Annotated in this window: 21 protein-coding genes; 8 read left to right on the forward strand and 13 right to left on the reverse strand. The window is 68.9% G+C overall.

The genetic code is table 11. The annotated features are described in order from the left end of the window. The first annotated feature begins 79 nt into the window (after window positions 1-79). Complete coding sequence (locus ACM6JT_RS09720; protein WP_105390016.1) at window positions 80-1117, forward strand: sigma-54 interaction domain-containing protein; 1038 nt, start codon at window positions 80-82, stop codon at window positions 1115-1117. A 30-nt stretch (window positions 1118-1147) separates the two neighbouring features. Here ACM6JT_RS09720 and ACM6JT_RS09725 read toward each other — a convergent pair whose 3' ends face one another. Then, a complete protein-coding gene (locus ACM6JT_RS09725) occupies window positions 1148-2947 on the reverse strand; it encodes a methyl-accepting chemotaxis protein (RefSeq protein WP_131948395.1) in 1800 nt (599 codons plus the stop codon). A gap of 344 nt (window positions 2948-3291) precedes the next feature. Continuing rightward, on the reverse strand, window positions 3292-3546 hold the full coding sequence (locus ACM6JT_RS09730; RefSeq protein ID WP_034179552.1) for a DUF3562 domain-containing protein: 255 nt from the start codon (window positions 3544-3546) through the stop codon (window positions 3292-3294). Window positions 3547-4112: 566 nt separating this feature from the next. On the opposite strand from ACM6JT_RS09730, the gene ACM6JT_RS09735 reads away from it, so the two are divergent. Then, on the forward strand, window positions 4113-4547 hold the full coding sequence (locus ACM6JT_RS09735; protein WP_105389990.1) for a hypothetical protein: 435 nt from the start codon (window positions 4113-4115) through the stop codon (window positions 4545-4547). 528 nt (window positions 4548-5075) lie between these two features. Here ACM6JT_RS09735 and ACM6JT_RS09740 read toward each other — a convergent pair. The 4 genes from ACM6JT_RS09740 to ACM6JT_RS09755 all read right to left on the reverse strand — a co-directional run bounded on the left by ACM6JT_RS09740 (window position 5076) and on the right by ACM6JT_RS09755 (window position 8821). Then, entirely contained in the window at window positions 5076-6011 is a 936-nt protein-coding gene (locus ACM6JT_RS09740; RefSeq protein WP_034179554.1) for a universal stress protein, read from the reverse strand. Between the two features lie 247 nt (window positions 6012-6258). After that, the gene (locus ACM6JT_RS09745; protein WP_034179555.1) at window positions 6259-7284 is read right to left on the reverse strand and encodes a DedA family protein/thiosulfate sulfurtransferase GlpE; all 1026 of its coding nucleotides are present in this window, start codon (window positions 7282-7284) and stop codon (window positions 6259-6261) included. A 187-nt stretch (window positions 7285-7471) separates the two neighbouring features. Then, on the reverse strand, window positions 7472-7978 hold the full coding sequence (locus ACM6JT_RS09750; RefSeq protein ID WP_072436775.1) for a cupin domain-containing protein: 507 nt from the start codon (window positions 7976-7978) through the stop codon (window positions 7472-7474). Window positions 7979-8341: 363 nt separating this feature from the next. Next, entirely contained in the window at window positions 8342-8821 is a 480-nt protein-coding gene (locus ACM6JT_RS09755) for a universal stress protein (RefSeq protein WP_034179557.1), read from the reverse strand. 320 nt (window positions 8822-9141) lie between these two features. Here ACM6JT_RS09755 and ACM6JT_RS09760 point away from each other — a divergent pair, with 320 nt between their 5' ends. Together ACM6JT_RS09760 and ACM6JT_RS09765 are read left to right on the forward strand one after the other, a co-directional pair. Further along, window positions 9142-11256 (forward strand): PAS domain S-box protein, encoded by a 2115-nt coding sequence (locus tag ACM6JT_RS09760; RefSeq protein WP_407972307.1) that lies wholly within the window; start codon window positions 9142-9144, stop codon window positions 11254-11256. Beyond that, the gene (locus tag ACM6JT_RS09765) at window positions 11253-11900 is read left to right on the forward strand and encodes a response regulator transcription factor (protein WP_034179559.1); all 648 of its coding nucleotides are present in this window, start codon (window positions 11253-11255) and stop codon (window positions 11898-11900) included. The genes ACM6JT_RS09760 and ACM6JT_RS09765 overlap by 4 nt, the downstream gene beginning before the upstream one ends. 78 nt (window positions 11901-11978) lie before the next feature. Here ACM6JT_RS09765 and ACM6JT_RS09770 read toward each other — a convergent pair whose 3' ends face one another. Next, window positions 11979-12383: a lysozyme inhibitor LprI family protein gene (locus ACM6JT_RS09770; protein WP_034179560.1), complete on the reverse strand. Its 405-nt coding sequence runs from the start codon at window positions 12381-12383 to the stop codon at window positions 11979-11981. A 342-nt stretch (window positions 12384-12725) separates the two neighbouring features. Between ACM6JT_RS09770 and ACM6JT_RS09775 the strand changes: the two genes are divergently transcribed. From ACM6JT_RS09775 to ACM6JT_RS09785, 3 genes are read left to right on the forward strand one after another with little or no spacing between them, the layout of a single operon-like run. Further along, window positions 12726-13328 carry a DUF1326 domain-containing protein gene (locus ACM6JT_RS09775; protein WP_175748425.1) on the forward strand — a complete coding sequence of 201 codons (603 nt, stop codon included), beginning with the start codon at window positions 12726-12728 and terminating at the stop codon, window positions 13326-13328. 23 nt (window positions 13329-13351) lie between these two features. Then, entirely contained in the window at window positions 13352-14140 is a 789-nt protein-coding gene (locus ACM6JT_RS09780) for a DUF2182 domain-containing protein (protein WP_414856368.1), read from the forward strand. 8 nt (window positions 14141-14148) lie between these two features. Beyond that, complete coding sequence (locus ACM6JT_RS09785) at window positions 14149-15042, forward strand: DMT family transporter (RefSeq protein ID WP_051983617.1); 894 nt, start codon at window positions 14149-14151, stop codon at window positions 15040-15042. Between the two features lie 129 nt (window positions 15043-15171). On the opposite strand, the gene ACM6JT_RS09790 is transcribed toward ACM6JT_RS09785, so the two are convergent. The 6 genes from ACM6JT_RS09790 to ACM6JT_RS09815 form a co-directional block, all read right to left on the reverse strand. After that, complete coding sequence (locus ACM6JT_RS09790; protein WP_034179562.1) at window positions 15172-15501, reverse strand: DUF4148 domain-containing protein; 330 nt, start codon at window positions 15499-15501, stop codon at window positions 15172-15174. A gap of 224 nt (window positions 15502-15725) precedes the next feature. Next, window positions 15726-16601, reverse strand: a complete 876-nt coding sequence (locus ACM6JT_RS09795; protein ID WP_414856369.1) for a PilZ domain-containing protein — start codon at window positions 16599-16601, stop codon at window positions 15726-15728. 79 nt (window positions 16602-16680) lie between these two features. Continuing rightward, window positions 16681-19260: a penicillin-binding protein 1A gene (locus ACM6JT_RS09800; RefSeq protein ID WP_414856370.1), complete on the reverse strand. Its 2580-nt coding sequence runs from the start codon at window positions 19258-19260 to the stop codon at window positions 16681-16683. Between the two features lie 174 nt (window positions 19261-19434). Continuing rightward, window positions 19435-20442 (reverse strand): trans-3-hydroxy-L-proline dehydratase, encoded by a 1008-nt coding sequence (gene lhpH / locus ACM6JT_RS09805; RefSeq protein WP_034179564.1) that lies wholly within the window; start codon window positions 20440-20442, stop codon window positions 19435-19437. A 64-nt stretch (window positions 20443-20506) separates the two neighbouring features. Next, window positions 20507-21628, reverse strand: a complete 1122-nt coding sequence (locus tag ACM6JT_RS09810) for a branched-chain amino acid ABC transporter substrate-binding protein (RefSeq protein WP_105389983.1) — start codon at window positions 21626-21628, stop codon at window positions 20507-20509. A 121-nt stretch (window positions 21629-21749) separates the two neighbouring features. Continuing rightward, the gene (locus ACM6JT_RS09815) at window positions 21750-22487 is read right to left on the reverse strand and encodes a FadR/GntR family transcriptional regulator (protein ID WP_414856371.1); all 738 of its coding nucleotides are present in this window, start codon (window positions 22485-22487) and stop codon (window positions 21750-21752) included. 265 nt (window positions 22488-22752) lie between these two features. On the opposite strand from ACM6JT_RS09815, the gene lhpI reads away from it, so the two are divergent. Next, on the forward strand, window positions 22753-23688 hold the full coding sequence (gene lhpI / locus ACM6JT_RS09820; protein WP_414856372.1) for a bifunctional Delta(1)-pyrroline-2-carboxylate/Delta(1)-piperideine-2-carboxylate reductase: 936 nt from the start codon (window positions 22753-22755) through the stop codon (window positions 23686-23688). Window positions 23689-23720: the final 32 nt, after the last annotated feature.

Here is a 23720-nt window from a genome sequence, read left to right on the forward strand (position 1 = left end):
GATGGGCGATTCCTTCCGCCCACGCCGCGCACATTGGAAATTTCTATTCAGCGGCACCTTCGCGGCCGTTTCGCTGTCGATGATAAATATTGCAATGAACGGAACACGTGATGCCGATTTTCAAAACGGCCCGCTAACGCCGATGGTCGAAACCGCAAACCGGTCGAAGCAGCGCGCAGACGGCCGCCGGCTGTCGGGCCGGTCCTCCGCGATGCGCACGCTGCTCGGCCGCATCGAGAAAATCGCGCCGACGCGCGCCAGCGTGATGATTGCCGGCGAAAGCGGGGTCGGCAAGGATATCGTCGCGCGCCGGCTGCACGATCTCAGCGCGCAGCGGGATGGGCCGTTCGTGCCCGTGAACTGCGGCGCGATTCCGCCCGATATTGCCGAGTCGCAACTGTTCGGGCACGAGAAAGGCAGCTTTACCGGCGCGATCGCGCAGCGGGAAGGGTTTTTCGAAGCCGCACGCGGCGGCACGCTGCTGCTCGACGAGATCGCGGAAATGCCCGCGGCGCTGCAGGTGAAGCTGCTGCGGGCAATCGAGTCGAACGCGATCGTGCGGGTGGGCGGCACCGAGCCGATTCCGCTCGACGTGCGGATCGTGTCGGCCACCCGCCACAATCCGGCCGACGCCGTGCGCGACGGCCGGCTGCGCGAGGACCTGTTCTATCGCCTCGCCGCGTTCGCGTTATACGTGCCGCCGCTGCGCCAGCGCGACGGCGACATCGAGACGATCGCGCTGGAATTCGTCGATACGCTGAACGCGCGGCACCGCTCGCACAAGCGGCTGACCGACGCGGCGATCGCGGCGCTGCGCGCGTATTCGTGGCCCGGCAACGTGCGCGAGCTGCACAACACGCTCGAGCGCGCATACATCCTGGCGGACGACGGCATCGACGTCGCACTGCCGAAGCAGGCGATGCCGCCCGACCGCACGTCGGAGAGCGCAATGGCGCTGCCGCTCGGCGCGACGCTGCACCACGCGCAGCAGCGCTTCATCGCGGCGACACTGCGTCATTTCGACGGCAACAAGCCGCGCGCGGCGAAAGCGCTCGGGATCAGCCTGAAGACGCTCTACAACCGGCTCGCGCTGATGCGCGACCGTGGCCGCTCCTGAGCGGCACGGCCGCGCATCCGGCGTGCCGCGTCATGCGACCTTGAACTGCCCGACCGTCGTCGCCAGCGCGTTCGCCTGCGACTGCAGCGCGGTTGCAGCCGCCGTCGACTGTTCGACGAGCGCCGCGTTCTGCTGCACCATTTCGTCGAGCTGCGTGACCGCGCGATTCACTTCCTGGATGCCGCGCGTCTGCTCGTTCGCCGCATGCGTGATCTCGGAAATGATCGTCGTCACGTTCGACACGTTGGACACGATCTCGCGCATCGTGTCGCCGGCCTGACGCACCTGCCCGGACCCGGCCGACACGCTCGCGACCGTCGATTCGACCAGCACCTTCACTTCGCGCGCGGCCTGTGCGCTGCGTTGCGCGAGGCTGCGCACTTCCTGCGCGACGACCGCGAAGCCGCGGCCCTGCTCGCCCGCGCGCGCCGCTTCGACGGCCGCGTTCAGCGCGAGGATGTTGGTCTGGAATGCGATCCCGTCGATCACGCCGATGATGTCGCCGATCCGGCCCGACGCTTCCTCGATCTTCCCCATCGTCGCGACGACGTCCGACACGACCACGCCGCCGTGCGACGCGATCCGCGACGCGGCTGCCGCGCGTTCGTCGGCCTGGCCGGCGGCTGCCGCCGACTGGCCGACGGTGGCCGTGATTTCTTCCATCGAAGCGGCCGTTTCCTCGAGGCTCGCCGCCGCCGATTCGGTGCGCGACGACAGGTCCTGGTTGCCCGCCGCGATTTCGTTCGCAGCCGTGCGCACCGATTCGCTCGCGTCGCGGATCTGGCGCATCACGTCGTTCAGCTTGTCGATGAAGCTGTTGAACGAGCGCGCGATGTCGGCGACTTCGTCGCGGCCGTCGGCCGGCAGGCGCTGCGTCAGGTCGCCCGCGCCCGAGCCGATCGCGGCCATCGCCTGACGCACCAGCGACAGGCGGCGGAACGCGGTCGCGGTGATCGCGCCGATGATCAGCGATGCGACGCCGACGATCACGATCAGCGTGATCAGCGACGCGGTCAGCAGCGAGCGCATCCCGGCCGTCGCCTCGGTCTTGTCGAGCAGCACCAGCGCGTACCAGTCGGTGCCCGGCACGGGCCGCGCGCGCACCAGCTTCGCATCGCCGCCGACACCGACCTCGACGGGCGCGGTCGCGGCCGCGATCGACGCGGCGCTCGTCGCGCCGAGCTCGGGCGACACGTCGGCGACCGGCTTCAGCGTGAGCTTCGGGTTCGGGTGCGCGACGACGTGGCCGCTGCTGTCGATCAACATCCCGAAGCTCGCGGGCGTCGGGTGGATCGACTTCACGTTCGCGATCACGCTGTCCATTGCGACGTCCGCGGCGACCACGCCCTTCAGCGCACCGTCGCGCAGGATCGGCACCGCGAACGTGACGACCAGGTTGCCGGTGCCGGCGTCGACGTAAGGCGGCGTGACGACCGGCTTGCCGGCCTGCGCGGCCTGCTTGTACCACGGGCGGCCGGTCGGGTCGTAGTCGGGCGGGATGCCGGTCGGATCGGAGAAGCGGAACGTCTTGTCGGCATAACCCGCGTAGACGTTCGTGAAGCCGCCGGCCGCGGCCATCTGCTTGAACACAGGCAGCGGATCGGGTGCCAGCGCGGCATCCTGCAGCGACGCGATCATCCGGCTGCGGGTGGCGACCCAGTCGGCGATCCCGACCACGTGGCCGCTCGCGACGGAGGTCAGGTTGCGGTCGATCGCGTCGTCGTTGTACGAGCGTGCGATGAAGTAGTTGATCAGCGTGGTGGCGACGAGCGCGAATACGACGATGGCGACGCACGCGGCAAGGATGCGGGCGCGGATGGACGAGAACATGGCAACGACTCGGTAAGGGAGCGCGAACGCGCGGTGGACCAGTTCACCGTGTAAACGGCAAACGCGCCGCTTACTTGAGGCCGTTGTGACGATTCAGGGAAATGTACGACGAAAGACGCCGCCGGCTGTCGGCGGATCGTCAGGAGACTGCCGTGCCTGACCGGTGCCCGCGCGCAGGTCGCCGGACGCGGCGACGGTGCCGACGGCCTCGTGCGCGGAAATCACCGGGCGTTTCGGGTTGGCCGGCTCGCCGTCGACCGCATGCGTAAAGGTCGAGCGGGATTGGGCCGCGGCCCGGCGACGGATCGGGTCACGCCCGCGGCGTCAGCCGCGGCGAGCGCCCGTCATAGCCGATGGCTCGGGCGCGGATCGGATTCAGTGGGCGGCGTATCGGCCCGCGTGTCGCGGTCGAGATCGTCCTGCTGGCGCATCCGTTCGCGCAGGTGCCGGATCGCAAACACGTGGATGTAGTCGTGCACACGCGCGCCGGACGACAGCACGCGCACTTCGTCGTCGAGCATCGCGCGCAACTGGTCTGCGCCGATCGCACGCTGTTGGGCGGCTTCCTTGAGTGAATCGAGCAAATTGTCCTTGGACATCGACGAACTCCTGACGGTCGAGGAACGAAAAGAAGACGGTACTGGAAGTTTAGAGACTGGACGGCTGCGCGGCGTGCGGTGCGCCGGAGCATATTTGCGCGCGATCAACGGCACGTTGCGTGCCGCCGTGCCGATCCGTCTCCGGACCGGCTGCGCCTGGTTCGCGGCGCAAACCGCCCGCGAACGAAACTGGAAGCCCTGCCACGCCACCCCGGGGCGCGGCACCGGTCGACGGGCTGACGATGGAACGCCGCGCGATACCGATGCAGTTGGGGAACTTAGACCGGCCGAAATCATGCGTCAAGCGGCGTCTGCGGCCCCCCGCTCATTCGTCGGAACGAACGCGCCGGATCACGGCAGATAGCACCGCACCCGCCGATCGGCCGCCACGCGTGTCAGCGGATTCCGATACGCACCGCGCAATGCCTGACAGCGACTTCAGCGCCCGCTGCTTGGCAGCGCGTTGCCGCCGCCCGATACTGATGGCATGAACAAAGCGTTCATACCGGGTCATCGCCCAGCCGGCCATCGAGCCGGCATGCGGGGTCCGGCGCAGGAGACCAACCATGACACATCGCAACTTTGCAGGCCGGGACGGCCAGCGGCACGCGTCGGGCAATGCGCGCGCCCTGCCCGCCCGGGCCGGGTCGGCCGGCATCCGTCCGTCCGACGATCTCGACACCTTGCTCGCGCTCGCACGCGAAGCCGGGCTGCTCGTCACGCTCGACGGGCAGATCGGCCGCGAAAAGTACCAGAGCGTCGCGGGGTCGGTACTCGCGCTGCAACGGTTCGCCGCGGCACTCTGCGCGCGGGCCGCGGACGACGCGCCGGCCGTTTCGGAGTCGCGCCGCAAGGCTCGCCCCGGCTGGCCGCATGCGAACCGGCTGCGCAATCGCACATGCGGCGTGTGCGCACCGCTGCATGCCGTGCGCCGACGCCCGCATGTACGCCGCAGCGCCGGCCGCCGGCACACTCTGCGGTCGACGCTTCGCACCCTCTGAGCGCGCATGCAGCAGGCACGGCACGGGGCCGTGCGATGGCCTGGCGCGACAGAAACTTCTACGAGGCCTGCGGCATGCCGCCCATGTAAGGCGATGCCATGCATGCCGCGAGCGTCCGCCGGACCGCATCGACTGCGCGCCATTAGGTGCGATGGCGTGCCGTTCCACACGGCGGCATTCACGACAATTCCTGCGGGGAAAAGAAATCTGACGGGGCCAGCAATGCGGAAAGCGGACGGGGTGACTCGCACCCCGCCCGTCCTCCAAGGCAGCGGTCGGCTGCCTACCCTCGTGCCAGAGAGTCCCTGGTCGGACGATGCGCCATGCAATGCGAGGCGCGGCTCCTGAAAAGGATGGGTCGGCGACCAACGTGCCGTCGATCGATGCCCGCGTTCATGCGCGACGGTCATTACATTTGCACGACAGACCTGCTGCGTCGGCGGATACTCCATAAATATCTCACGCGATGCGCACGACGTTTCTGACGCAGATCAACCGAAACCCGCTTCGTGCGCGACACCGCGCCAGTCACTCCGCGCCACGCACGAGCAAGACAGGCACTTGCGCGAGGTGCGCAACGCGGCGCGCGACGCTGCCGATCAGCCAGGCGGCGATGCCGCGCCGGCCGTGCGAGCCGACCACCAGCAGTTCCGCGCGCCAGTGCACGGCGTCGCGCATCAGCGCATGGGCCACATCGTCGCTGGTCGGACGCGTTTCGACGATACCGCGCTTGGTCGGGTTACCGGTCGCATGGAACAGCGGACCGACCTTCGCGAGTGCATCCTCGCCCTCCGCACGGTACGCATCCTCGAGCGCGCGCACCGGCACGAAATCCGTCAGACGAACCGCGCGATCGATCACGTACGCCGCATACAGCAACGTCGTCGGCGCCGCGAAGCCGAGCCCGACACGCACCGCGTGCAGCGACGGCTCGCTGCCGTCGACCGCGAACATCAGCCGCTGCAGCGTGCCGTCCGACGGACGTGCATAGCCGGCCGGCACGATCAGCAGCGCGCAGCGCGCGCGTGTCGTCAGCGTGTCCGACATCGCGCCTTCGACGAGCCGCAGCAGCCCGTGATGCGGATTCGCGCCGACCACGAGCACGTCAGCGCGCCACGCCAGCGTGTCGTTCACCAGCGCATCGGCGACCGTGCCGCCCGTGACCGACGTATCGACGACGACCTGCTCGACCTCGATGCCGCTGTCGTCGAACAGCGCCGCGATCCGCGCGTTGGTGGCTTGCGCCTCGCGGATCATGTCCTCGCGCGCCGACGTCAGCAGCGCGTCGATGCGCGGGATGTCGGGCAATACGAGGCGCGGGTTGTCGATCGTGCAGACGATGCGCAGTCGCATGCCGGGGCGCAGCAGCGTGCGCGCGTAGCGCGCGGCGGCCAGCGATTCGGGCGTCGGATCGACGGCCAGCGCGATTCGCGCGAGCGTCGGGATAGGCTGAGCAGGCTGCATGGCGAAGGCCTCCGTGCGTGTGCGTCGTCGCGGAACGACGACGGGAGCTTCGCGTGGAAGCGGCGTGCAGCGGCCGGGGCGGCCGAACGGCTGGCGCGGTCGCGGGGATCGCCGGGTGACCGCGCGAAGCGCGGACAAGCAATGCGTTCAGCATAGGCCGTCCGGCCCACGCGCGCATGATCGCGATCAACGATCGCGCAGGCCATGCCCGTGCCGCTTGCGACTTCGTCGGCACCGATGCCGCGACTTATTTGGACAACGTCGCGCGCACCGTATATTCGCCTTCGAGCGCGCCGTGTTCGGGACGCACGAAATAGCGCGACGAATCGAGATCGGCCGGCAGTGGCTCGACCGGATAGCCGTGCTTCTCCCACGCATCGAGGCCGCCCTTCAGCGCCCGGATGTTGTGGATCATCTTCTTGCGCTGCATCTTCGCGATCAGGCGCTTCGCGGTCGCCTCGTTCGGGCACACGCAATAAACGACGATCGGCCGTTTCAGCATTTCCGGATCGAGCAGGTCCGGCGAATCGAGATCGACCGGCACCGCGCCGGCGATCCGGTACGGCTCGCGTTCGCGAATCGCTTTCGGCCGCGCGTCGAAGATCAGCGGCGGCTCGTCCGACGTCATCATCTCGACGAGCTGCGGCGGCGAGATGCGCACCTGCGCGAGATAGCGGCGGAACTGCACGCGGCGCACCCAGCGGTACAACAGGAACGTGATGAAGATCGCGAGGAACGCGTCGAGGATCGTGCCGCCGCTCGCGCGCACCCACAGCACGAACTGGACGATCTGGTCATGAATGGCCGCGCCGCCGACCAGCCAGAACGCGGCCCACAACGACGCGCCGGCCAGATCCCAGAACAGGAACACGCCGACGCCGATCGCGGTCGTGCCGAGCAGCGGCGCCGACACGAGGCCGAGGCCCGGCAGGAACTTGGACAGCACGAGCAGCGGCGCGCCGTATCGTTCGAATACGTTACGCGCGAAGCGCAGCGTCGTGTCGAGCGACAGCGAGAAGCGCACGAGGCCGTTCAGCAGGCGCCGGCCGCGCGTGCGGCCCATGAAGAACCACAGCGAATCGGCGAGCATCGTCGCGCCGATCGCCGCCGCGAACATGCTGGCCCAGGACGCCTGCCCCATCGCCGCCATCGTGCCGCCGAGAATCAGCATCGGCACGGCCGGCACCGGCACGCCGAGCTGCGTGATCAACACGCTCGCGAACACGGCCCACGGGCCGAGCGACGATGGAATTGCAATGGGAAAGTGCCACACGGCGGCGCTCCTGGAAGACATGCGGGCCGCGCGACGGGGGCCGTCGGACCGGCTGCGCAACGGCCGCCGCGGCACGTCCGCAGCAGACCTTGTGCATCACGGGCATTCTAAACGGGTTTGGCCGGGATCGCGCGGAACACACGCCATCGGCGCGGGCTTCGGGCCGATGGTTGCACCGCTCTGACAATCACGCGTCCGGGCGCTGCGCGAGCCTTGCGACGTGCTCCGCGTAGTCGGGAAACGCGGCAGCCAGCGCGGCTGCGTCGGCCAGCTCGAATTCCGCGAACTCGAACCCCGGCGCAACCGTGCAGCCGACCAGCGCGACGTGCTCCGGCGACGCGCAGCGCGCGCCGAACCAGCGCCCGGCCGGCACAACCGTCTGGAACACGGTGCCCGGATGCGTGAGCGGGTTGCCGAGCCGGTGGATCGTCAGCCCGTCGCGCTCGTCGAGCACCCACACTTCGAGCGGATCGCCTGCGTAGAAATGCCAGACCTCGTCGGAGCGGATCCGGTGCCACGACGAATAAGCGCCGTCGCACAGCAGGTAGTAGATCGCGGTCGATGCGGCGCGCGGCGCGCCGTCGGCCGGACGCACGACCGAATCGGCCGCGCGGTAGGTTTCGCGGAAATAGCCGCCCTCGGGGTGCGGCTGCAGGTCGAACTGGCGGATCAGGTCGGTGGCGGAAATCGGCATGGCGGATGACGTCGGTAACGTGAGAACCCGGCATCCGGCTAGGGCCCGGTTCGTCGCGGATGCGACCGGGTGCCGCCGGATACCGCTGCGTCGATCGCCGCAGCCATGCGCGCGGCGAGGAAACGGACGTGGTCGATGCTGCCAGAACTGCGGGTCGGGATGCAACCCGCGGGCATGGAACGGCGGCCATGCGCGCACATCCGGGGCACCCTCGTCCGGACGACGCATGAGCCGAACGTGACAGGCGCACTCACGCGCGCTGCGCCGATCTGCGCGTCGCGCGTTCCATCAAACCGACATCCGGCAAAGGCGCGCGGCAGTCTCCTGCCCGCAACCGCTCATGCGTCAGCAACGCACCGCATGTCACGCGGTCGCCGGCGCGCCCCGCGTGCCCGGCTCGCTGTGCCGTACCAGCAGCACGGGCCGGTCGGCCGTGCGCAGCAGCGATTCCGCGACGCTGCCGAGCAGCAGCCGGCGCAGCCCGTGCCGCCCGCTCGTGCCCATCACGATCAGGTCGGCGTCGGTTTCGGCCGCCGTGCGCATCAGCACCGTGGCGACATCCTCGCCGTACGCGTCGAGCGCGCGCACGGTGCCCGGCACGTGCTGCTGAGCGAGTTCCGCTTTCGCAGCGTCGAGCACCGGCGTCGCGGCAGCGGTGGCCGCCGCATCGCCGTCGCGCTCGGCTGCGAAGCCCGCGTCGACGTCGACGAGCTGCGGCCGATGCTCGACGACATACGCGCAGGTGACCTCGCCGCCGGACGCCGCCGCGATCCTGATCGCCTCGCTCAGCGCGAGACGCGCGCTCGGGCCGCCGTCGAGCCCGACGAAAATCCGCTTGTACATGGTCCGTCCCTCCGACCGGGCACGCGTCGCGCGTTGTACGACGACGGCCCGTTACCGCAAGCCAACCCGGTGCCGGCTTGCCTGCCGAACAGTCTGCCCCACGTGCCGACGCGCTCGTTGACGCGCGTCAAGCGCGGCCGGCGCGCCCGCTGCTCCACGCCGTTTGCCGCATTTTCAGCTGACCCTATTACATAAAACGTGTAAAACGCGCACAATTTCATCTTCAAAATAGACGCTGTACGCAGCCGGTGCGAGTTTTGCCCGGTTTTGCCGCGCTGCCCGAGTGCTGCGGGCCGCCCCGACAACAGAATGGCCATCGAATGACCGCCAGTGGAACCCCAACGCGTGATTCCCGAGGGCCCACGCGCCTCCAGAGCATGTTACGCCAGCCGCTTGCGGCTGGCATCGTCGCGCTGTGCGCCGGCGCGGTGCTGTCGCTCGGCGTCGCGCTGCTGGTGCGCGAGCAGTGGCAAGGCGCCGTCCGTACGCGCTTCGAGCGCCGCACGACGCACGTGAGCGCGATGCTGCGCCACGAGCTGCAGTCCGGCGTCGCCGTGCTCGAAGGCGCGCGCGGCGCATTCAGCCTCGTCCCGGAAATGACGCCCGAGCAATGGCGCCGGTATGCGGAGACGCTCGATCTCGACAGCGGCCGCTCGCCGGTCCGGCAGATCGGCTATGTGCCGCTGCCGCCCGCGACACGCGGCGCCCTCGCCGGCTCGAAACCGATGCCGGGCGGCGCGCTCGCGGCCGCGGCGCTCAGCGCGCCCCCGTCGAGTTCGCCCGTCGTGCGCTTCGGCGCGTCCGACGCGGCGCCGCTGGCGCGCGCGCTGCAGACCGGCGACATCGCGCTCGGCGTTCACCCGGCCGACGACGACACGTCCCGCGACGCGCGCACCCTCACCCTGTTCCTGCCCGTGAGTACCTCGCCGCATGCGGCCGCCACGCCGTCCGGCACGCGCGAAGCCGGCGCCGACGGGATGCTGTTCGCGGCGCTGAGCCCGCGGCGCCTGATCGAGCGCGCGCTCGACGCGGAACGCGGGATCGACCTGTGGATGACCGCCGGCGGCGATCCGCGCGCGATCGTCAGCGTCGAGGCGACGACCGACGAGGCATCGGCTTCGCCCGACCTGCTGCGGCGCACCGACGTGCTGAATTTCGGCGGCACCGTGCTGACGCTCGCCTATTCCGCTGACGGCCGCCCGAGCGCAACCGGCGCGCAGCGCGCGGCCGGCACCGTGCTTGCCGCCGGACTGATCGCGTCGTTCGCGTTCGCGGCGCTCGTCCATGCGCTGATGCGCGGCCGGTCCGGCGCCACGGCCGATTCCGGCGCGAGCAGCCGCGGCATCCTCAACGAGGCGCGGATGATGGGCATTATCCGTTCGTCGATGGAAGCGATCATCACGATCGACGAAAAGCAGACGGTCGTGATCTTCAATCCGATGGCCGAGCAGGTGTTCGGCGTGTCCGCGATGGAGGCGATCGGCGCGCCGCTGTCGCGCTTCATCCCCGAGCGGTTCCGCGCCGCGCACGCGCGGCATGTCGACCAGTTCGGCGTGACGGGCGTTTCCGAGCGGCAGATGGGCCGCCAGCGCGTGCTGTTCGGGCTGCGCGCCAGCGGCGAGGAATTTCCGATCGAGGCGTCGATCTCGCAGATTCGCGACGCGTCGGGCAAGCTCTATACGGTGATGCTGCGCGACATCACCGAGCGGCTGCGCGCCGAGAATGCGCTGAAGCAATCGCGCGAGGAATTGCGCGAACTGTCGGCGAACCTGCAGAACGTGCGTGAAGAAGAAAAGACGCGCATCGCGCGCGAGCTGCACGACGACCTCGGCCAGCAGCTCACCGCGCTGAAGATGGACCTGTCGGTGGTCGAGCAGCAGTTGCGCGTACCCGGCCGCGCGCAGCCGGACGAAGGCATGCTGTCGCACCTGCAGGGCATGCGGCGGCTGATCGACGCGACGGTCGCGTCGGTGCGACGCATCGCGGCCGACCTGCGGCCGGTGATGCTCGACGATCTCGGCCTCGTGCCCGCGATCGAATGGCTCGCAAACGATTTCACGAACCGCTACGGGATCGATGTCGAGCGTCACATCGAAACGGGCGGCCTTACGTTCACCAGCGCGGGCGCGACCACGCTGTTCCGCATCGTCCAGGAAGCACTGACGAACGTCGCGCGCCATGCGGATGCGACGCGCGTCGCGCTGCGGCTCGACATCGAGGACGGCTTCTGCGTGCTGCGCGTCGCGGACAACGGCCGCGGCGCGGCGCCCGGCGGCGCGGTCCACGAGGACAAATCGTTCGGCCTGATCGGCATTCGCGAGCGCGCGCACATGCTCGGTGGTACCGTGACGATCGACACCGCGCTCGCGCGCGGTTTCTCGATTACCGTCGCGTTACCGCTCAGTACCGTTCAACAGGAAACCCTCATCACATGATCAAGGTGCTCATCGCCGACGACCATACGCTCGTGCGCGACGGTCTGCGGCACATCCTCCAGAACGCCAGCGGATTCGAGGTGGCCGGCGAAGCCTGCGACGGCCCGTCGACGATCGCGCTCGTGCGTTCGACGCCCGCGCAGGTGCTCGTGCTCGACCTGTCGATGCCGGGCCGCAACGGCGTCGAACTGATCAAGCAGATCAAGGACGAGAAGCCCGCGCTGCGCGTGCTCGTGCTGACGATGCACGCGGAGCAGCAATACGCAGTGCGCGCGTTCCGCGCGGGTGCGTCAGGCTATCTGACGAAGGAAAGCGCGAGCGCCGAGCTGGTCGGCGCGGTCACGAAGGTGGCGTCGGGCGGCGTCTACGTGAGCCTCGCGATGGCCGAGCAGTTCGCGCAGAGCCTGAACGAGCCGGCCGAGACGCTGCCGCACCAGCGGCTGTCCGATCGCGAATTCGACGTGTTCCGGCGGATCGCCGCCGGCCAGACGCTGACCGAGATCGCACACGCGCTGTGCGTGAGCGCGAAGACGGTCAGCACCTACAAGACGCGAATCCTGGAAAAGATGCAGATGCCGCACGAAGCGGCGCTGGTGCGTTACGCGATGCGGCACAAGCTGCTCGACGAAACGGACGACGTGTAACGGACGACGTGTAGCAGCGGATGGCAGGCTTGACCGGCCGCGCGGCATGCGGCCGGTAACTGTAACGGTGCGTGACTTTTACCTGGCGGGCACCGGGCACGCGAGATCGCCTTCCTCGCAGGACAGATAGGCCTTCAGCGTTTCCGTACGCGCTTTCGTCAGATCGTCGAGGCAGGTCGATACGACCATCGGGTATACGCTGCCGCCCTCGGCGTTCGCGCTGGAGAAACCGCATTCGGCATCGCGGTATGCAATCCACGCGCGCTGCGCATTCACCAGTTTGTCGGCAAGCGGCCGTGCATCGCGCAGGCGCGCGGTGACGGCCTGATAGGTCCGGTTCAAATCCCCGTCGGATTTCTTGTACGCGCGATCGGCACACGCCGTCATCGTCGCCTGATCCGTTGCGTCCGCACAATTCGCCTGTGCATGAGCGACGTTCGCCGCCAGTGCCAGCGAGCACAGCAGACCGGTCAAGACACGCATGGATGCTCCTTGTTGTTCGTTGAAGTCGTGGAAGCCGGTGCGGAGCCTGACGCCCCTGCCGCGCCTCGGCGCGCGGCGACACCGTCCGCGATGCTAGCGCACGCGCGTCCGCTTGTCAGCCGGCATCATGCTCGCGCGTCGGCTTGCATATCATCCACGCGCACCTACACTGGAAAAATTGATACGCCGCTTCAGGCCAGCGCTATCGCATCCATCCCGTCCCGCTTCCGCGCATTTCCCAGCGCATTTCGCGTTCGTGCCGCCGAGCGGGCATGACGTTTCGTCAGCCGGTTTCCTCTGCCTTGCGCAACGCGCAATCGCCATCGCTCTCTGGAGGAAATCATGAGCTATCACCTGGAAGGCCGTCTGCTCGAGGTCTGCAACTGTCGCGTACTGTGCCCGTGCTGGATCGGCGAGGATCCGGATTTCGGCGTGTGCGACACCATCGTCGCATGGCATGTCGACAAGGGCACGGTCGATGGCGTCGACGTCGGCGGCAACACGATCGCCGCGGTGTGCCGCGTGCCTGGCAATATCCTGGAAGGCAACTGGACGGCCGCGATCTACGTCAGCGACACGGCGTCCGCCGAGCAGGAGCAGGCGCTGCTCAAGGTCTACACGGGACAGGCCGGCGGCCCGATCGCCGAACTCGCGAAACTGATCGGCAAGGTCGTGTCGATCGAGCGCGCACCGATCCGGTTCGACGTCGAAGGCGCGCGCGGCACGCTGTCGATCGGCACCGACTATCACGCGGAACTCGAGCCGTACCTGGGCCCGAGCGGCGCGCAGACGACGCTGACCGACACCGTGTTCTCGACCGTGCCCGGCGCCCCCGTGTTCGTCGGCAAGGCGCCCGTCTACCGGTCGAAGAATGCGGCGATCGGCATCGACCTCGATCTGAAGAATCACAACGCGTTGCAGAGCACGTTCCTGTTCGACGCGTGAATCGCGATCGCACGGAAACGGCCATGGCAGCGTCGCTGCATCGGCGCCTGTTTCCGCTGGTGCTCACGAGCCTCGTCGGATTCGCGTGGGTCACGTTGTGGGCGTGGACGCGCAGTCCGTACGGGCGTTATCTCGAGCACGGCGACGGTGCCGCCTCCGAACCGTTCAGCGCACTTTGTCGCGCGCTGCCGGGCGGCGCGCTATGGCTGCCGGCCGTGTTCGACGCGGCGGCCTGGACGCTGATGATCCTTGCGATGATGCTGCCGACCACGCTGGCGCTGTTCAATGCGTTCGCGCGCGTCGTCGCGAACCGCCCCGACCAGGCGCGCCTGCTCGCGCTCGTCGGCGTCGGCTACGTCGTCGTGTGGAGCGGATTCGGCCTCGTCGCGCACGGGCTGCATGCACTGGTGCTGACGGGCGTCGCGCATGTGCCGGCGCTCGCGTGGCGCGGCTGGCTGATCGGCGCGGCCGTGTTTGCGCTCGCCGGCGCATTTCAGTTCAGTTGGCTGAAGGAACACTGCCTGGACCGGTGCCGCACCCCTTTCAGTTTCGTGATCAGCCGCTGGCGCGGCCGCACGCCGTTGCGCAACGCATTTGCGCTGGGCGCAAGCCACGGGCTCTTCTGCGTCGGGTGCTGCTGGGCGCTGATGCTGCTGATGTTCGTCGTCGGCGCCGGCAGTCTCGGCTGGATGCTGTCGCTCGCCGCGCTGATGGCCATCGAAAAGAATGCGGCGTGGGGACGGCAGCTCACGGCGCCGCTCGGCGCCGCGCTGTTCGGCGTGGCCATGCTGATCGTCGCGAACCACGCGTGAGGCCCGCGATGCGCCCGCCCGCCTCCGCATTCCCGCTGCACGTACGGCCGGGCGTGCGGGTCGCCGCGCTGACGTCCGTCGCGATGCTCGCATTCGCGTCGAATTCGCTGCTGTGCCGGCTCGCGCTGCAGGCCGGGCGGATCGACGCGGCCAGCTTCGGCAGCCTGCGCCTCGTGTCGGGCGCGCTGATGCTCGCGATCGTTGCCCGCGCGGGTGCGCGACGGCCCGCCCCGCCCGCGGACTGGCCCGCGGCGGCGATGCTGTTCGCCTATGTCGCGTGCTTCTCGTTCGCGTACCTGACCGTCAGTGCCGCAACCGGCGCGCTGATCCTGTTCGGCGCGGTGCAACTGACGATGTTCGCGGCGGGATGGCGCGCCGGCGAACGGTTCGCCCCGGCGGGCTGGGCCGGGTTCGGCGTCGCGCTCGGCGGGCTGCTGTATCTCGTGTCGCCGGGGCTCGCGGCACCGACGCCGCAAGGCGCGGCGCTGATGACCGTCGCCGGCATTGCATGGGGCATCTATTCGATACGCGGCCGCAAGCCCGCCGATCCGGTCGCGGCGACCGCCGGCAACTTCCTGCGTGCCGCACCGCTGGCGCTCGCGTTGAGCGTCGCGCTCGCCGCTCGCATGCGCGTGACGCCGGCCGGCGTCGCGCTTGCCGTGCTTTCCGGTGCGCTCACCTCGGGCCTCGGCTACGTCGTCTGGTATGCCGCGCTGCGGCACCTCACGGCCATGCGCGCCGCGGCAATCCAGTTGTCCGTGCCGCCGATCGCCGCGTGCGGCGCCGTGCTGTTCCTGTCCGAACAGCCGACCTGGCGGCTCGCGCTCGCATCGGCCGCCATCCTCGGTGGCGTCGCAGCGGTGCTCGCGACCCGTGCCCGCCATGCGGGCACCGCGCCGTAATGCCAGGCCGGCGCACCGCGCTCGCCCCGGCTCATTCGGGCATGCGGAAACGAAAAACCCGTACACGGATACCGTGCACGGGTTTCGGGGGAACCTGCAAACCGGGCGCCGTTGCGGGCGCCGGCCGGCTTAGTGGCCGAAGTACACCGACGAACGATCGGCGGCGGCCGGCACGACCACGCGTTGGCCCGACTGCGACGTCGCAGCGGCATTCGCGCCGTAGCCCGTTGCGTCAGCCTGCGCGCCGGTGTTCTGCGCGGCAGCGATCTTTGCCTGTGCGGCCTGGATGTTTTCCGGGTAGTTCACCCAGTCGTTCGGGTTGTAGCCGGCCTTTTCGAGCTGGACCAGCTCGGCACGCACTTGCGCGCGCGTCAGCGGCTGCTGGTTCGATTGGGCGAACGAGACGACCGGTGCGGCCACCAGGGCGGCCAGTGCAACTGCCTTGATCAGCGATTTCATGATGCGTTACCTCCAGGATTGTTTTGTCAGGCGCTTCGGACTCGGGGTCGTTGCGCATGAGTAGAAGTCTAGGAGGCGCGACTATCAGGGTAAATACTTAAATCGCAAATTCACTGTTGACGGAAACCGTACAATTTCGCCGGAATAACCACAATCATCAGACGATTATCGGCATTCATGCGCCGAATGCTGCGATACGGCATCTGGCGCGCGCGGCCCACGCGTCAGCGCGATGGGTCGATATCCGCCGACGCCATCAGCCTGTCGAACAGCAGTGCCTTGAGGCGGACCAGGTCGTCGGCGCCGGTCTCGCCGAACGCCGCGTGATGCAGCGTCAGTGCCGGCGCCGCCGGATCGGCATGCACGGCCCGCACCGTGCCGTCGAGCGCCAGCTGCTCGACGCGGTCGCCCGCCTCGTACGGCAGCAGCACGCGCAGCGGCTCTCCGCTTGCGGCGATCGTCCGGTCGACCGCGATCGACAGCCCGCTCAGGCTGATGTCGTGCACCATTCCGATGCCTTCCACCCCGTCGGCTCCACCCATACAGCAGGCCGCGATCCGCGCGGGCACGCGCGGCTCCGCGCGCGTACGCAGCCGGTCGACGAAGCCGGGCGGCGACAGGATCATGAACGGCGCGGCGCCCGACACCTGCACCGACTCGACCGTCGCGCCGAAACGGGACACCGCGGCCCGCCCGATCGCGACCGCTTCGATGTCGTCGCCGCGCACGAAGTCGAACACGGCCGCCGGCTGCGGCTCGACGAACAGCGCGCCCGACGTTGCGACACCGATCAGCCGGAAGCGCTGCAGCGCGCGTGTCGTGCCGACCCGGCGGCGGATGCCGATCGCGGCACCGGCCGACAGCCCCATGCGCGGGGCGGGCGGCACCGCGCCATGCGCGCGCGGATCGGCATCGGCGTCATCGCGCACGCGCACGGGCCGGAAATGGTCGAACAGGAAAGCATGCTGCGCGGCATCGCTCAGCGTCGTGCCGGCCGGCAGCAGCGCGGCGCCGTCGGCATCGTAGAGATCGAAGCCGAGCGGAACGCCAACGGAGAGGTCGTCGCGCACGAGCGCGACGTAGTCGGTGGGAGGTCGCATCGGAGAAGCGCGGAACGACCGCGCGAGCTGTCGTGACACCATGATTACGGCAGCGTCGCGCGAAATCTGAACGGCTTCGTTACTGCGAGGCGCCCGTCGCGTCGGGAGCGACCGGCGCGGGCGGCTGGGCCGGCGTGGCGGCCGGCGCCGCACCGATGCCCGCACTGCCGTCGCTCGTCGTACTTGCGCCCACTGCCGGCGGCTGCGCCGTCTGCGGCTGCGATGCGCCTGGCGACAACGCGGCGGCCGATGCGGCCACTTCGGACGCCGGTATCCATTCCTCGACGATGCCGCCGGACGCCGCTTCGGGCGCCGATGCCGCCGACGCGGCCGATGCCGCGCCTTCGTCGGCCTCCGATGAAGGCGCCATGCGCTGCGTCCTGACTGGCGCGGGCGCCTTCGTCGGCTCGGGCCTGAACCACGTGTCGAACAGATCCGTCGCACGCTCGCGCAGCGACGCGAACCAGCCGGGCGACGGCTCGGTATCGAATTTCGCCTTCGTGTCGACGATCCGGGCGCGCTGCGCGCGCTGGAAGAAATCGCCGACGATCGGCAGCGCACTGTGCGCGCCCTGCCCCCAGTAATCGCTGCGCAGCGTCACGCGGCCGTCGTCGAATCCGACCCACGCACCGGCGACGAGGCCCGGCTGCATCAGGATGAACCAGCCGTCCGCGTTGTCCTGCGTCGTGCCCGTCTTGCCGGCTACATCGCCGCGAACGCCGAAGCGCGTGCGGATGCTGCCGCCCGTGCCGCGCGTCACGACATCGCGCATCACGTCGAGCAGCGTCTTGTCGGTTTCGGCGTCGAGCGCGCGCTCGGGCGGCGCCGGCGCGTACTCGGCGAGCACGTCGCCCTGGCGGTTCTCGATGCGCGTCACCATCTGCGGTTCGACGTACAGCCCGCCGTTCGCGATCGTCGCGTACGACGCGACCATCTCCTTCAGCGTGACCGGGCTCGTGCCGAGCGCGAGCGACGGCACGCGTTCGAGCGGGCTTTCGCGCACGCCCATGTCGCGCGCGAGCCGCGCGACCGCCGTGGGCCCGACCTTCTCCATCACCTGCGCGGTGATCCGGTTGCGCGACAGCGCGACCGCGTCGCGCAGCGTCATCGGTTTGCCCGTAGGCGGCACGTCGTCGTTCGGCCGCCAGATCTCGCCGCCCTTCAGCGGGATCTCGACCGGCTGGTCGATGAACGTGTCGTCCGGCTTCATCCCGCCCGCGAACGCGGCGCCATAGACGAACGGCTTGAACGTCGAGCCCGGCTGGCGCCGTGCCTGCGCGACGTGGTCGAACGGCTCGTTGGTAAAGTCGCGGCTGCCGACCCATGCGCGGATCTGCCCGTCGCGCGGATCGATCGCGAGGAAGCCGGCCTGCACGTCGGTCTTCGTCTTGCACAGCGCGCGCATGAAGCCGTGGTCGGCCGCGAGCAGCTTCATCGCGGCCGCGTCGTCCTTGCCGGCGTCCTGCGCGGCCTTGTATTCGGGCGACTCGCGCATGAAGGTGCGGAACACCTCGTTGTCGGTGCCGCAGCCGTCGCGGCCGCTCCACGCGTTGTTCGCGATGCCCTGCAACTGATTGCCCTGCAGCGTGAGCGCCTGCGTCGCCATCTGCTGCAGCCGCGAATCGATCGTCGTGCGCACGATCAATCCGTCCGAGTAGATGTTGTAGTCGTTGCGGTCGGCCCACGCGATCAGCCATTTGCGCAACTGCTGCGCGAAATGCGGCGCCGGCCCCGGCGGCTCCTTCTGGCGCTCGAAATCGATGCGCAGCGGCCGGCGCTGCAACTGCGCGAACTGCGCCGCCGACAGCTTGCCGTACTTCACCATCTGGCCGAGCACCGTGTTGCGCCGCTGCAGCGCGCGCTCGGGATTCAGCACCGGGTTGTAGTAGCTGTTGCCCTTCAACATCCCGACGAGCGTCGCGCTGTCGAGCACGTCGAGCTGGTCGGCCGACTTGTCGAAATAGGTGCGCGCGGCCATCTCGACGCCGTACGCGTTGTACAGGAACGGCACCGTGTTCAGGTAGGTCTCGAGGATCTGGTCCTTGCTGTAGACGGCTTCGATCTTCAGCGCGGTGATGGCTTCCTTCACCTTGCGCGTGAGCGTCGGCGCGCGGCCGATCTCGTCCGGATACAGGTTGCGCGCGAGCTGCTGCGTGATCGTCGAGCCGCCCTGGCGGCTGCCCGAGAACGTATGGAGCGCGGCCGACGCGGTGCGTTTCCAGTCGAGGCCGTGATGCTCGTAGAAGCGATGATCCTCGGTCGCGATCAGCGCGTCGACCATGTGCGGCGAGATCTGCTTGAGCGGCACCCACTCGCGGTTCGACGGCTTGAATTCGGCCAGCAGCTTGCCGTCGGCGGACAGCACCTGCGCCGGCTGGTCGACGCGCGCCTTGCGGATGTCGCCGATGCCCGGCGTGAACGGGATCAGCGCGATCACGTACAGCACGAACAGCACCGGCACGGCGGCGGCCGTGAGCAGCACGCCGCGGCGCGTGGGACGACGGAGATGCTGCCACGCGGCGGCGGCGAGAGGCTTGACCCTCGCGACGGCGGCAGCCGCGACGGGTTGGGCGCGCGCAACCCAGCTGGCACAGAAGTCACGCACTGACGACACGTTTCGGCGATTCACGCGGGTGGAGCTCGGCTGAAAAGGGTGCATCGTACCAAAACTCGCGCGGCCGGCAGGCCGTGGCGGCCGTGCGCCGGCGCGCACCGCACGGCTTCGCGACCGGTCGCACGCAAAAAAGGCGCGTGCCCCCGCAACGGGAACGACGCGCCAGGCCTGGTACGACAACCGGCTGGCCGCGCGACGGCGGCCGATCTGCGCCGCTGCTCAGCGCACGAGAAAACCGTAGGTCAGCGGATCGCGCTCGTCGACGATCCAGTTCGCGAAACCGCAGATATGCGCACTGCCTTCCACTTCCGGGATCACGGCCGCGATCTCGCCGACCGTCGTCTCGCGCAGCACGCGCCCCTTGAAGATCGTGCCGACGATCGATTCGTTGACGAGCGTGTCGCCGGCCGCGAGCAGCCCGCGCTGGTACAGCTGCGCGACGCGCCCGCCGGTGCCGGAGCCGGTCGGCGAGCGGTCGACCTCGCGATCCGCGAACACGCAGCAGTTCGCCTGCGTCGAGCCCGGATGGCGCGGCGCGTTCGCGATGATCGTGCCGTAGATATGGTTGATTTCCGGAATCTCCGGATGTACGACCGGGTACTTCGCGTTCGCGGCAGCCTTCACTTCCGCGCCGAAGCGGATCAGCTTTTCCACCGCCGATTCGCGCACCGGCAGGTCGAATGGCGCGCCGTCGACGTAGAAATAGAACGCGCCGCCATACGCGATGTCGCCGGTCACGGTGCCGAACGACGGCGTGTCGACCGACACGTCGCGCCGCCAGATGAACGACGGCACGTTGACGAAGCGCACGGGCCCCGCATGCTCGCCGTCCCACTTGACGAAGGCCTCGATGAAGCCGCACGGCGCGTCGATGCCGACCCGCGTTTCCGGCACCGTGCGCTGCACCCAGCCGAGTTCGACGGCCGCGGTCGACAGCGCGATCACGCCGTGCCCGCAATGGTCGCTGTAGCCTTCGTTGTGCACGAAGATCACGCCGAAATCGGCGTTCGGCGACACGGGCTCGGTCAGGTAGCCGCCGTACATGTCGGCGTGGCCGCGCGGTTCGAACATCAGCGCACGGCGGATCTCGTCGGCGTTCTCCTTGAGCCATGCGCGGCGCTGGACGATCGTGTCGCCAGGCAGGCGCGGCAGCCCGCTCGTGACGATGCGGAACGCTTCGCCGCCCGTATGGACTTCGACAGTGGAAAGGGATCGGGAAATTTTCATGGTCGATCGAATGCGTTGAAACGAAGAACGGCGGCCAGGCCGCCGTCCGATGGCAGGCTGGCCGTTACTTCGCGTACGGTTCGGGCAGGCCGTTGCGGATCACGTAGACGGACGTCGGCGCGCCCTTCAGGTCGCCGTTCGCGTCGAACGAATAGGTGCCCGCGACGCCCGCATAGTTCGACTTCGCGAGCTGCGCGATCAGCTTCGCCTTGTCGGTGGTCGTGCCGGCCTTGACCATCGCGTCGGCGAGCAGCTTCACGCCGTCGTAGTAGTTGACGCCATAGACCTGCGTATCCGTGTGATAGGCGTCGTGGTACTTCTTCAGGAATTCGCGCCCGGCCGGCGTCTTCTCGAGCGCGACGCCGCCCTGCGCGCAGTAGACGATCGATGCCGCATCGCCCGCCACCTTGCCCATGTCGGCCGAGCAGATGCCGTCGCCGCCGAGCAGCTTCGCGCGCAGCCCGCGCTGCTTCATCTGCTTGGCCATCGGCGCGCCCTGCGCCGCATAACCGCCGAAGAAGATCACGTCGGGGTTGCCGGCCTTGATCTTGGTGAGAATGCCGAGGAAATCGGTGGCCGACGAACTCGTGTATTCCTGGTCGACGATCCTGATCCCGTTCGCCTTCGCGACGTTCATGAACTGCTCGGCGACGCCCTGCCCGTACGCGGTGCGATCGTCGACGACGGCCGCGGTTTTCGCATTCAGCGTCTTCGCGGCGAACGTGGCCATCGTGCCGCCGAGCTGCTCGTCGCTCGCGCCGATCCGGAAGATGTTCTTGAAGCCCTGCTTCGTGAGCGCCGGATTCGACGCAACCGGCAGGATCGGCACGCCCGCATTCGAATACACGCGCGATGCCGGGATCGCGACGCCCGAGTTGTACGGCCCGAGCACCGCGACGACACCCTTGTCGACGAGGTTCTGCGCTACCTGCACGCCGGCCTTCGGGTCGGCCTGGTCGTCGTCGGACACCAGCTTGAACGTGACGGTCTTGCCGGCCACCTTCACGCCGGCCTTGTTGAGTTCGTCGACGGCAAGGCGCGCGCCGTTTTCGTTGTCCTTGCCGTTCGCGGCCTGCGGGCCCGTCAATGGCGCCGAATGGCCGATCATCACGACTTCCTGCGCGTGCGCGGAAGTCAGCGCGCCGGCGGCAATAGCCACCGACAGCGCGGTAACGAGGTGTCGCATGATGTCTCCTGATTGGTTTTGTGTGAAACCAATGTAGGACACGTGTGGTCACATCGCAAGCAATTTCAAAATAATTTTCGCGATTCTGGTCATATTTCAGACCAGAACGAAGCCGCGCACGTCACTTCGGCGCGATGTCGCGCCGCACGCGGCGGATATGCTGCTCGACATAGAACGCAGCCGCATCGGCATCGCCGGACACGATCGCCTCGTAGATCAGCCGGTGTTCGGACACGTAGAGCCGGATCCGACCGGCGTCGTAGATGCCGTCGTCCTTCAGCCGCTTCCAGAGCGGCTGGTCCATCGTCTTCGCGACCTCGTCCGCAATCTTCACGATCAGCGGGTCGCCGGTCATCAGCGCGAGCTGCCGGTGGAACAGCCGGTCGCTCTCGTTCCACAGCGCGCGCTGGTGCGGATCGTCGACGTCGGTGATGGTTTCCATCTGCGCGAGATAGCGCTCGGCGCCCGGGTCGGCGCGGCCGTGCGATGCCGCGAGGCGCGCGATCGCGGGTTCCAGGATCAGCCGCACGTCGAGCGTCGACGTCGGGCTGAAGTCGGCCTCGGACGCCGCACGCGCGTCGCCGCGTTCCGCGAGCACGTCGAGCGGCGACGCGACGACGTAGGTGCCCGAATTGCGCTTGGTGAACACCAGCCCTTCGTTCTGCAGCGCGCCGAGCGCCTCGCGCACGGCCGGCCGGCCGACCTGGAACAGCACCGCGAGTTCGCGCTCGGACGGCAGCCGCGAATCGGCCGCGTAGCGCCCCGCGCGAATCTCGTCGCGGATCTTCTCGGCGACCTGCTCGTAGATCTGCAGCGGCCTGAAACCGCCTTCGAGTGATTCGGGACGCGCGGACATCATCGTTTGGCTCCTGCCCGGTCGCGGGCGTGGACTTGGAATGGGTTCGCACTATACCGGAGCGGCGCCGGCATCGAGACCACGGCGACCCTTCTGGACAGATATTAGAACCAAAAACGGCGCTTCGGTTTATTTTCCGGGTTGCGGGTGCGGTTGAAATTGGTATAGATTCGATCCACACTGCCTCCGTGTCACGGTATCCGGCAGCCCCTTGGCGGGCGCGTCATGCGCCCGTCACCCACGCTCACCGACACCTGCGACGTACACGATGACCGCCCTTTCCCGGATTCCCGTTTTCGATGCGACCGACACGGCCGCGCTGCTCGACTACCCGGCGCTGCTCGCCACGCTCAGGCAGGCCGTCGCCGAATACGCGGCGGGCGAGATCGTCAGCCCCGAACGCCTGGTCGTGCCGCTGCAGGCCGGCGGCGTGATGCTGTCGATGCCGTCGAGCGCGCGCGACCTCGCGACCCACAAGCTCGTGAACGTGTGCCCCGGCAACGGCGCGCGCGGGCTGCCGACGATCCTCGGCCAGGTGACCGCATACGACGCGACCACCGGCGAGATGCGCTTCGCGCTCGACGGCCCGACGGTCACCGGCCGCCGCACGGCGGCCGTCACCGCGCTCGGCATCGACGCGCTGCATGGCACCGCGCCGCGCGACATCCTGCTGATCGGCACCGGCAAGCAGGCGGCCAATCACGCGGAAGCGCTCGCGGCGATCTTTCCCGACGCGCGCCTTCACGTGCGCGGCACCCGCGCCGACAGCGCGGCCGCCTTCTGCGCCGCGCACCGCGCGCAGGCGCCGCGGCTCGCACCGCTCGACGGCGACGCGATTCCCGATGCGATCGACGTCGTCGTCACGCTGACGACGAGCCGCACGCCCGTCTACCGCGAAGCCGCGCGCGAAGGCCGGCTCGTGGTCGGCGTCGGCGCGTTCACCGCGGATGCGGCCGAGATCGACGCGAACACGGTGCGCGGCAGCCGGCTCGTCGTCGACGATCCGGCCGGCGCGCGCCACGAGGCCGGCGACCTGATCGTCGCGCAGGTCGACTGGCAGCAGGTCGCGTCGCTCGCCGACGTCCTGGGCGGCGCATTCGCCGTCGGCGGACCGCTGCTGTTCAAGAGCGTCGGCTGCGCCGCGTGGGATCTCGCCGCGTGCCGCACCGCACGCGATGCGCTGGACGCGCGCCGGGCCGGCTGACCCGGTAGCGAAGCCCGCCGGCCGCGTGCGCG

The organism is Burkholderia sp. IT-111MI5 (genome assembly GCF_949752865.1).
Classification (GTDB): domain Bacteria; phylum Pseudomonadota; class Gammaproteobacteria; order Burkholderiales; family Burkholderiaceae; genus Burkholderia; species Burkholderia pyrrocinia_C.

Coding starts and splice junctions, on each gene's coding strand:
- ACM6JT_RS09815 (WP_414856371.1), bottom strand. CDS start 22,487: ATGATGTCCGCGCGTCCCGAATCACTCGAAGGCGGTTTCAGGCCGCTG.
- ACM6JT_RS09785 (WP_051983617.1), top strand. CDS start 14,149: ATGCGCCCGCCCGCCTCCGCATTCCCGCTGCACGTACGGCCGGGCGTG.
- ACM6JT_RS09775 (WP_175748425.1), top strand. CDS start 12,726: ATGAGCTATCACCTGGAAGGCCGTCTGCTCGAGGTCTGCAACTGTCGC.
- ACM6JT_RS09755 (WP_034179557.1), bottom strand. CDS start 8,821: ATGTACAAGCGGATTTTCGTCGGGCTCGACGGCGGCCCGAGCGCGCGT.
- ACM6JT_RS09720 (WP_105390016.1), top strand. CDS start 80: ATGATAAATATTGCAATGAACGGAACACGTGATGCCGATTTTCAAAAC.
- ACM6JT_RS09780 (WP_414856368.1), top strand. CDS start 13,352: ATGGCAGCGTCGCTGCATCGGCGCCTGTTTCCGCTGGTGCTCACGAGC.
- ACM6JT_RS09725 (WP_131948395.1), bottom strand. CDS start 2,947: ATGTTCTCGTCCATCCGCGCCCGCATCCTTGCCGCGTGCGTCGCCATC.
- ACM6JT_RS09765 (WP_034179559.1), top strand. CDS start 11,253: ATGATCAAGGTGCTCATCGCCGACGACCATACGCTCGTGCGCGACGGT.
- ACM6JT_RS09770 (WP_034179560.1), bottom strand. CDS start 12,383: ATGCGTGTCTTGACCGGTCTGCTGTGCTCGCTGGCACTGGCGGCGAAC.
- lhpI (WP_414856372.1), top strand. CDS start 22,753: ATGACCGCCCTTTCCCGGATTCCCGTTTTCGATGCGACCGACACGGCC.
- ACM6JT_RS09730 (WP_034179552.1), bottom strand. CDS start 3,546: ATGTCCAAGGACAATTTGCTCGATTCACTCAAGGAAGCCGCCCAACAG.
- lhpH (WP_034179564.1), bottom strand. CDS start 20,442: ATGAAAATTTCCCGATCCCTTTCCACTGTCGAAGTCCATACGGGCGGC.
- ACM6JT_RS09810 (WP_105389983.1), bottom strand. CDS start 21,628: ATGCGACACCTCGTTACCGCGCTGTCGGTGGCTATTGCCGCCGGCGCG.
- ACM6JT_RS09760 (WP_407972307.1), top strand. CDS start 9,142: ATGACCGCCAGTGGAACCCCAACGCGTGATTCCCGAGGGCCCACGCGC.
- ACM6JT_RS09740 (WP_034179554.1), bottom strand. CDS start 6,011: ATGCAGCCTGCTCAGCCTATCCCGACGCTCGCGCGAATCGCGCTGGCC.
- ACM6JT_RS09800 (WP_414856370.1), bottom strand. CDS start 19,260: ATGCACCCTTTTCAGCCGAGCTCCACCCGCGTGAATCGCCGAAACGTG.
- ACM6JT_RS09735 (WP_105389990.1), top strand. CDS start 4,113: ATGACACATCGCAACTTTGCAGGCCGGGACGGCCAGCGGCACGCGTCG.
- ACM6JT_RS09750 (WP_072436775.1), bottom strand. CDS start 7,978: ATGCCGATTTCCGCCACCGACCTGATCCGCCAGTTCGACCTGCAGCCG.
- ACM6JT_RS09790 (WP_034179562.1), bottom strand. CDS start 15,501: ATGAAATCGCTGATCAAGGCAGTTGCACTGGCCGCCCTGGTGGCCGCA.
- ACM6JT_RS09795 (WP_414856369.1), bottom strand. CDS start 16,601: ATGCGACCTCCCACCGACTACGTCGCGCTCGTGCGCGACGACCTCTCC.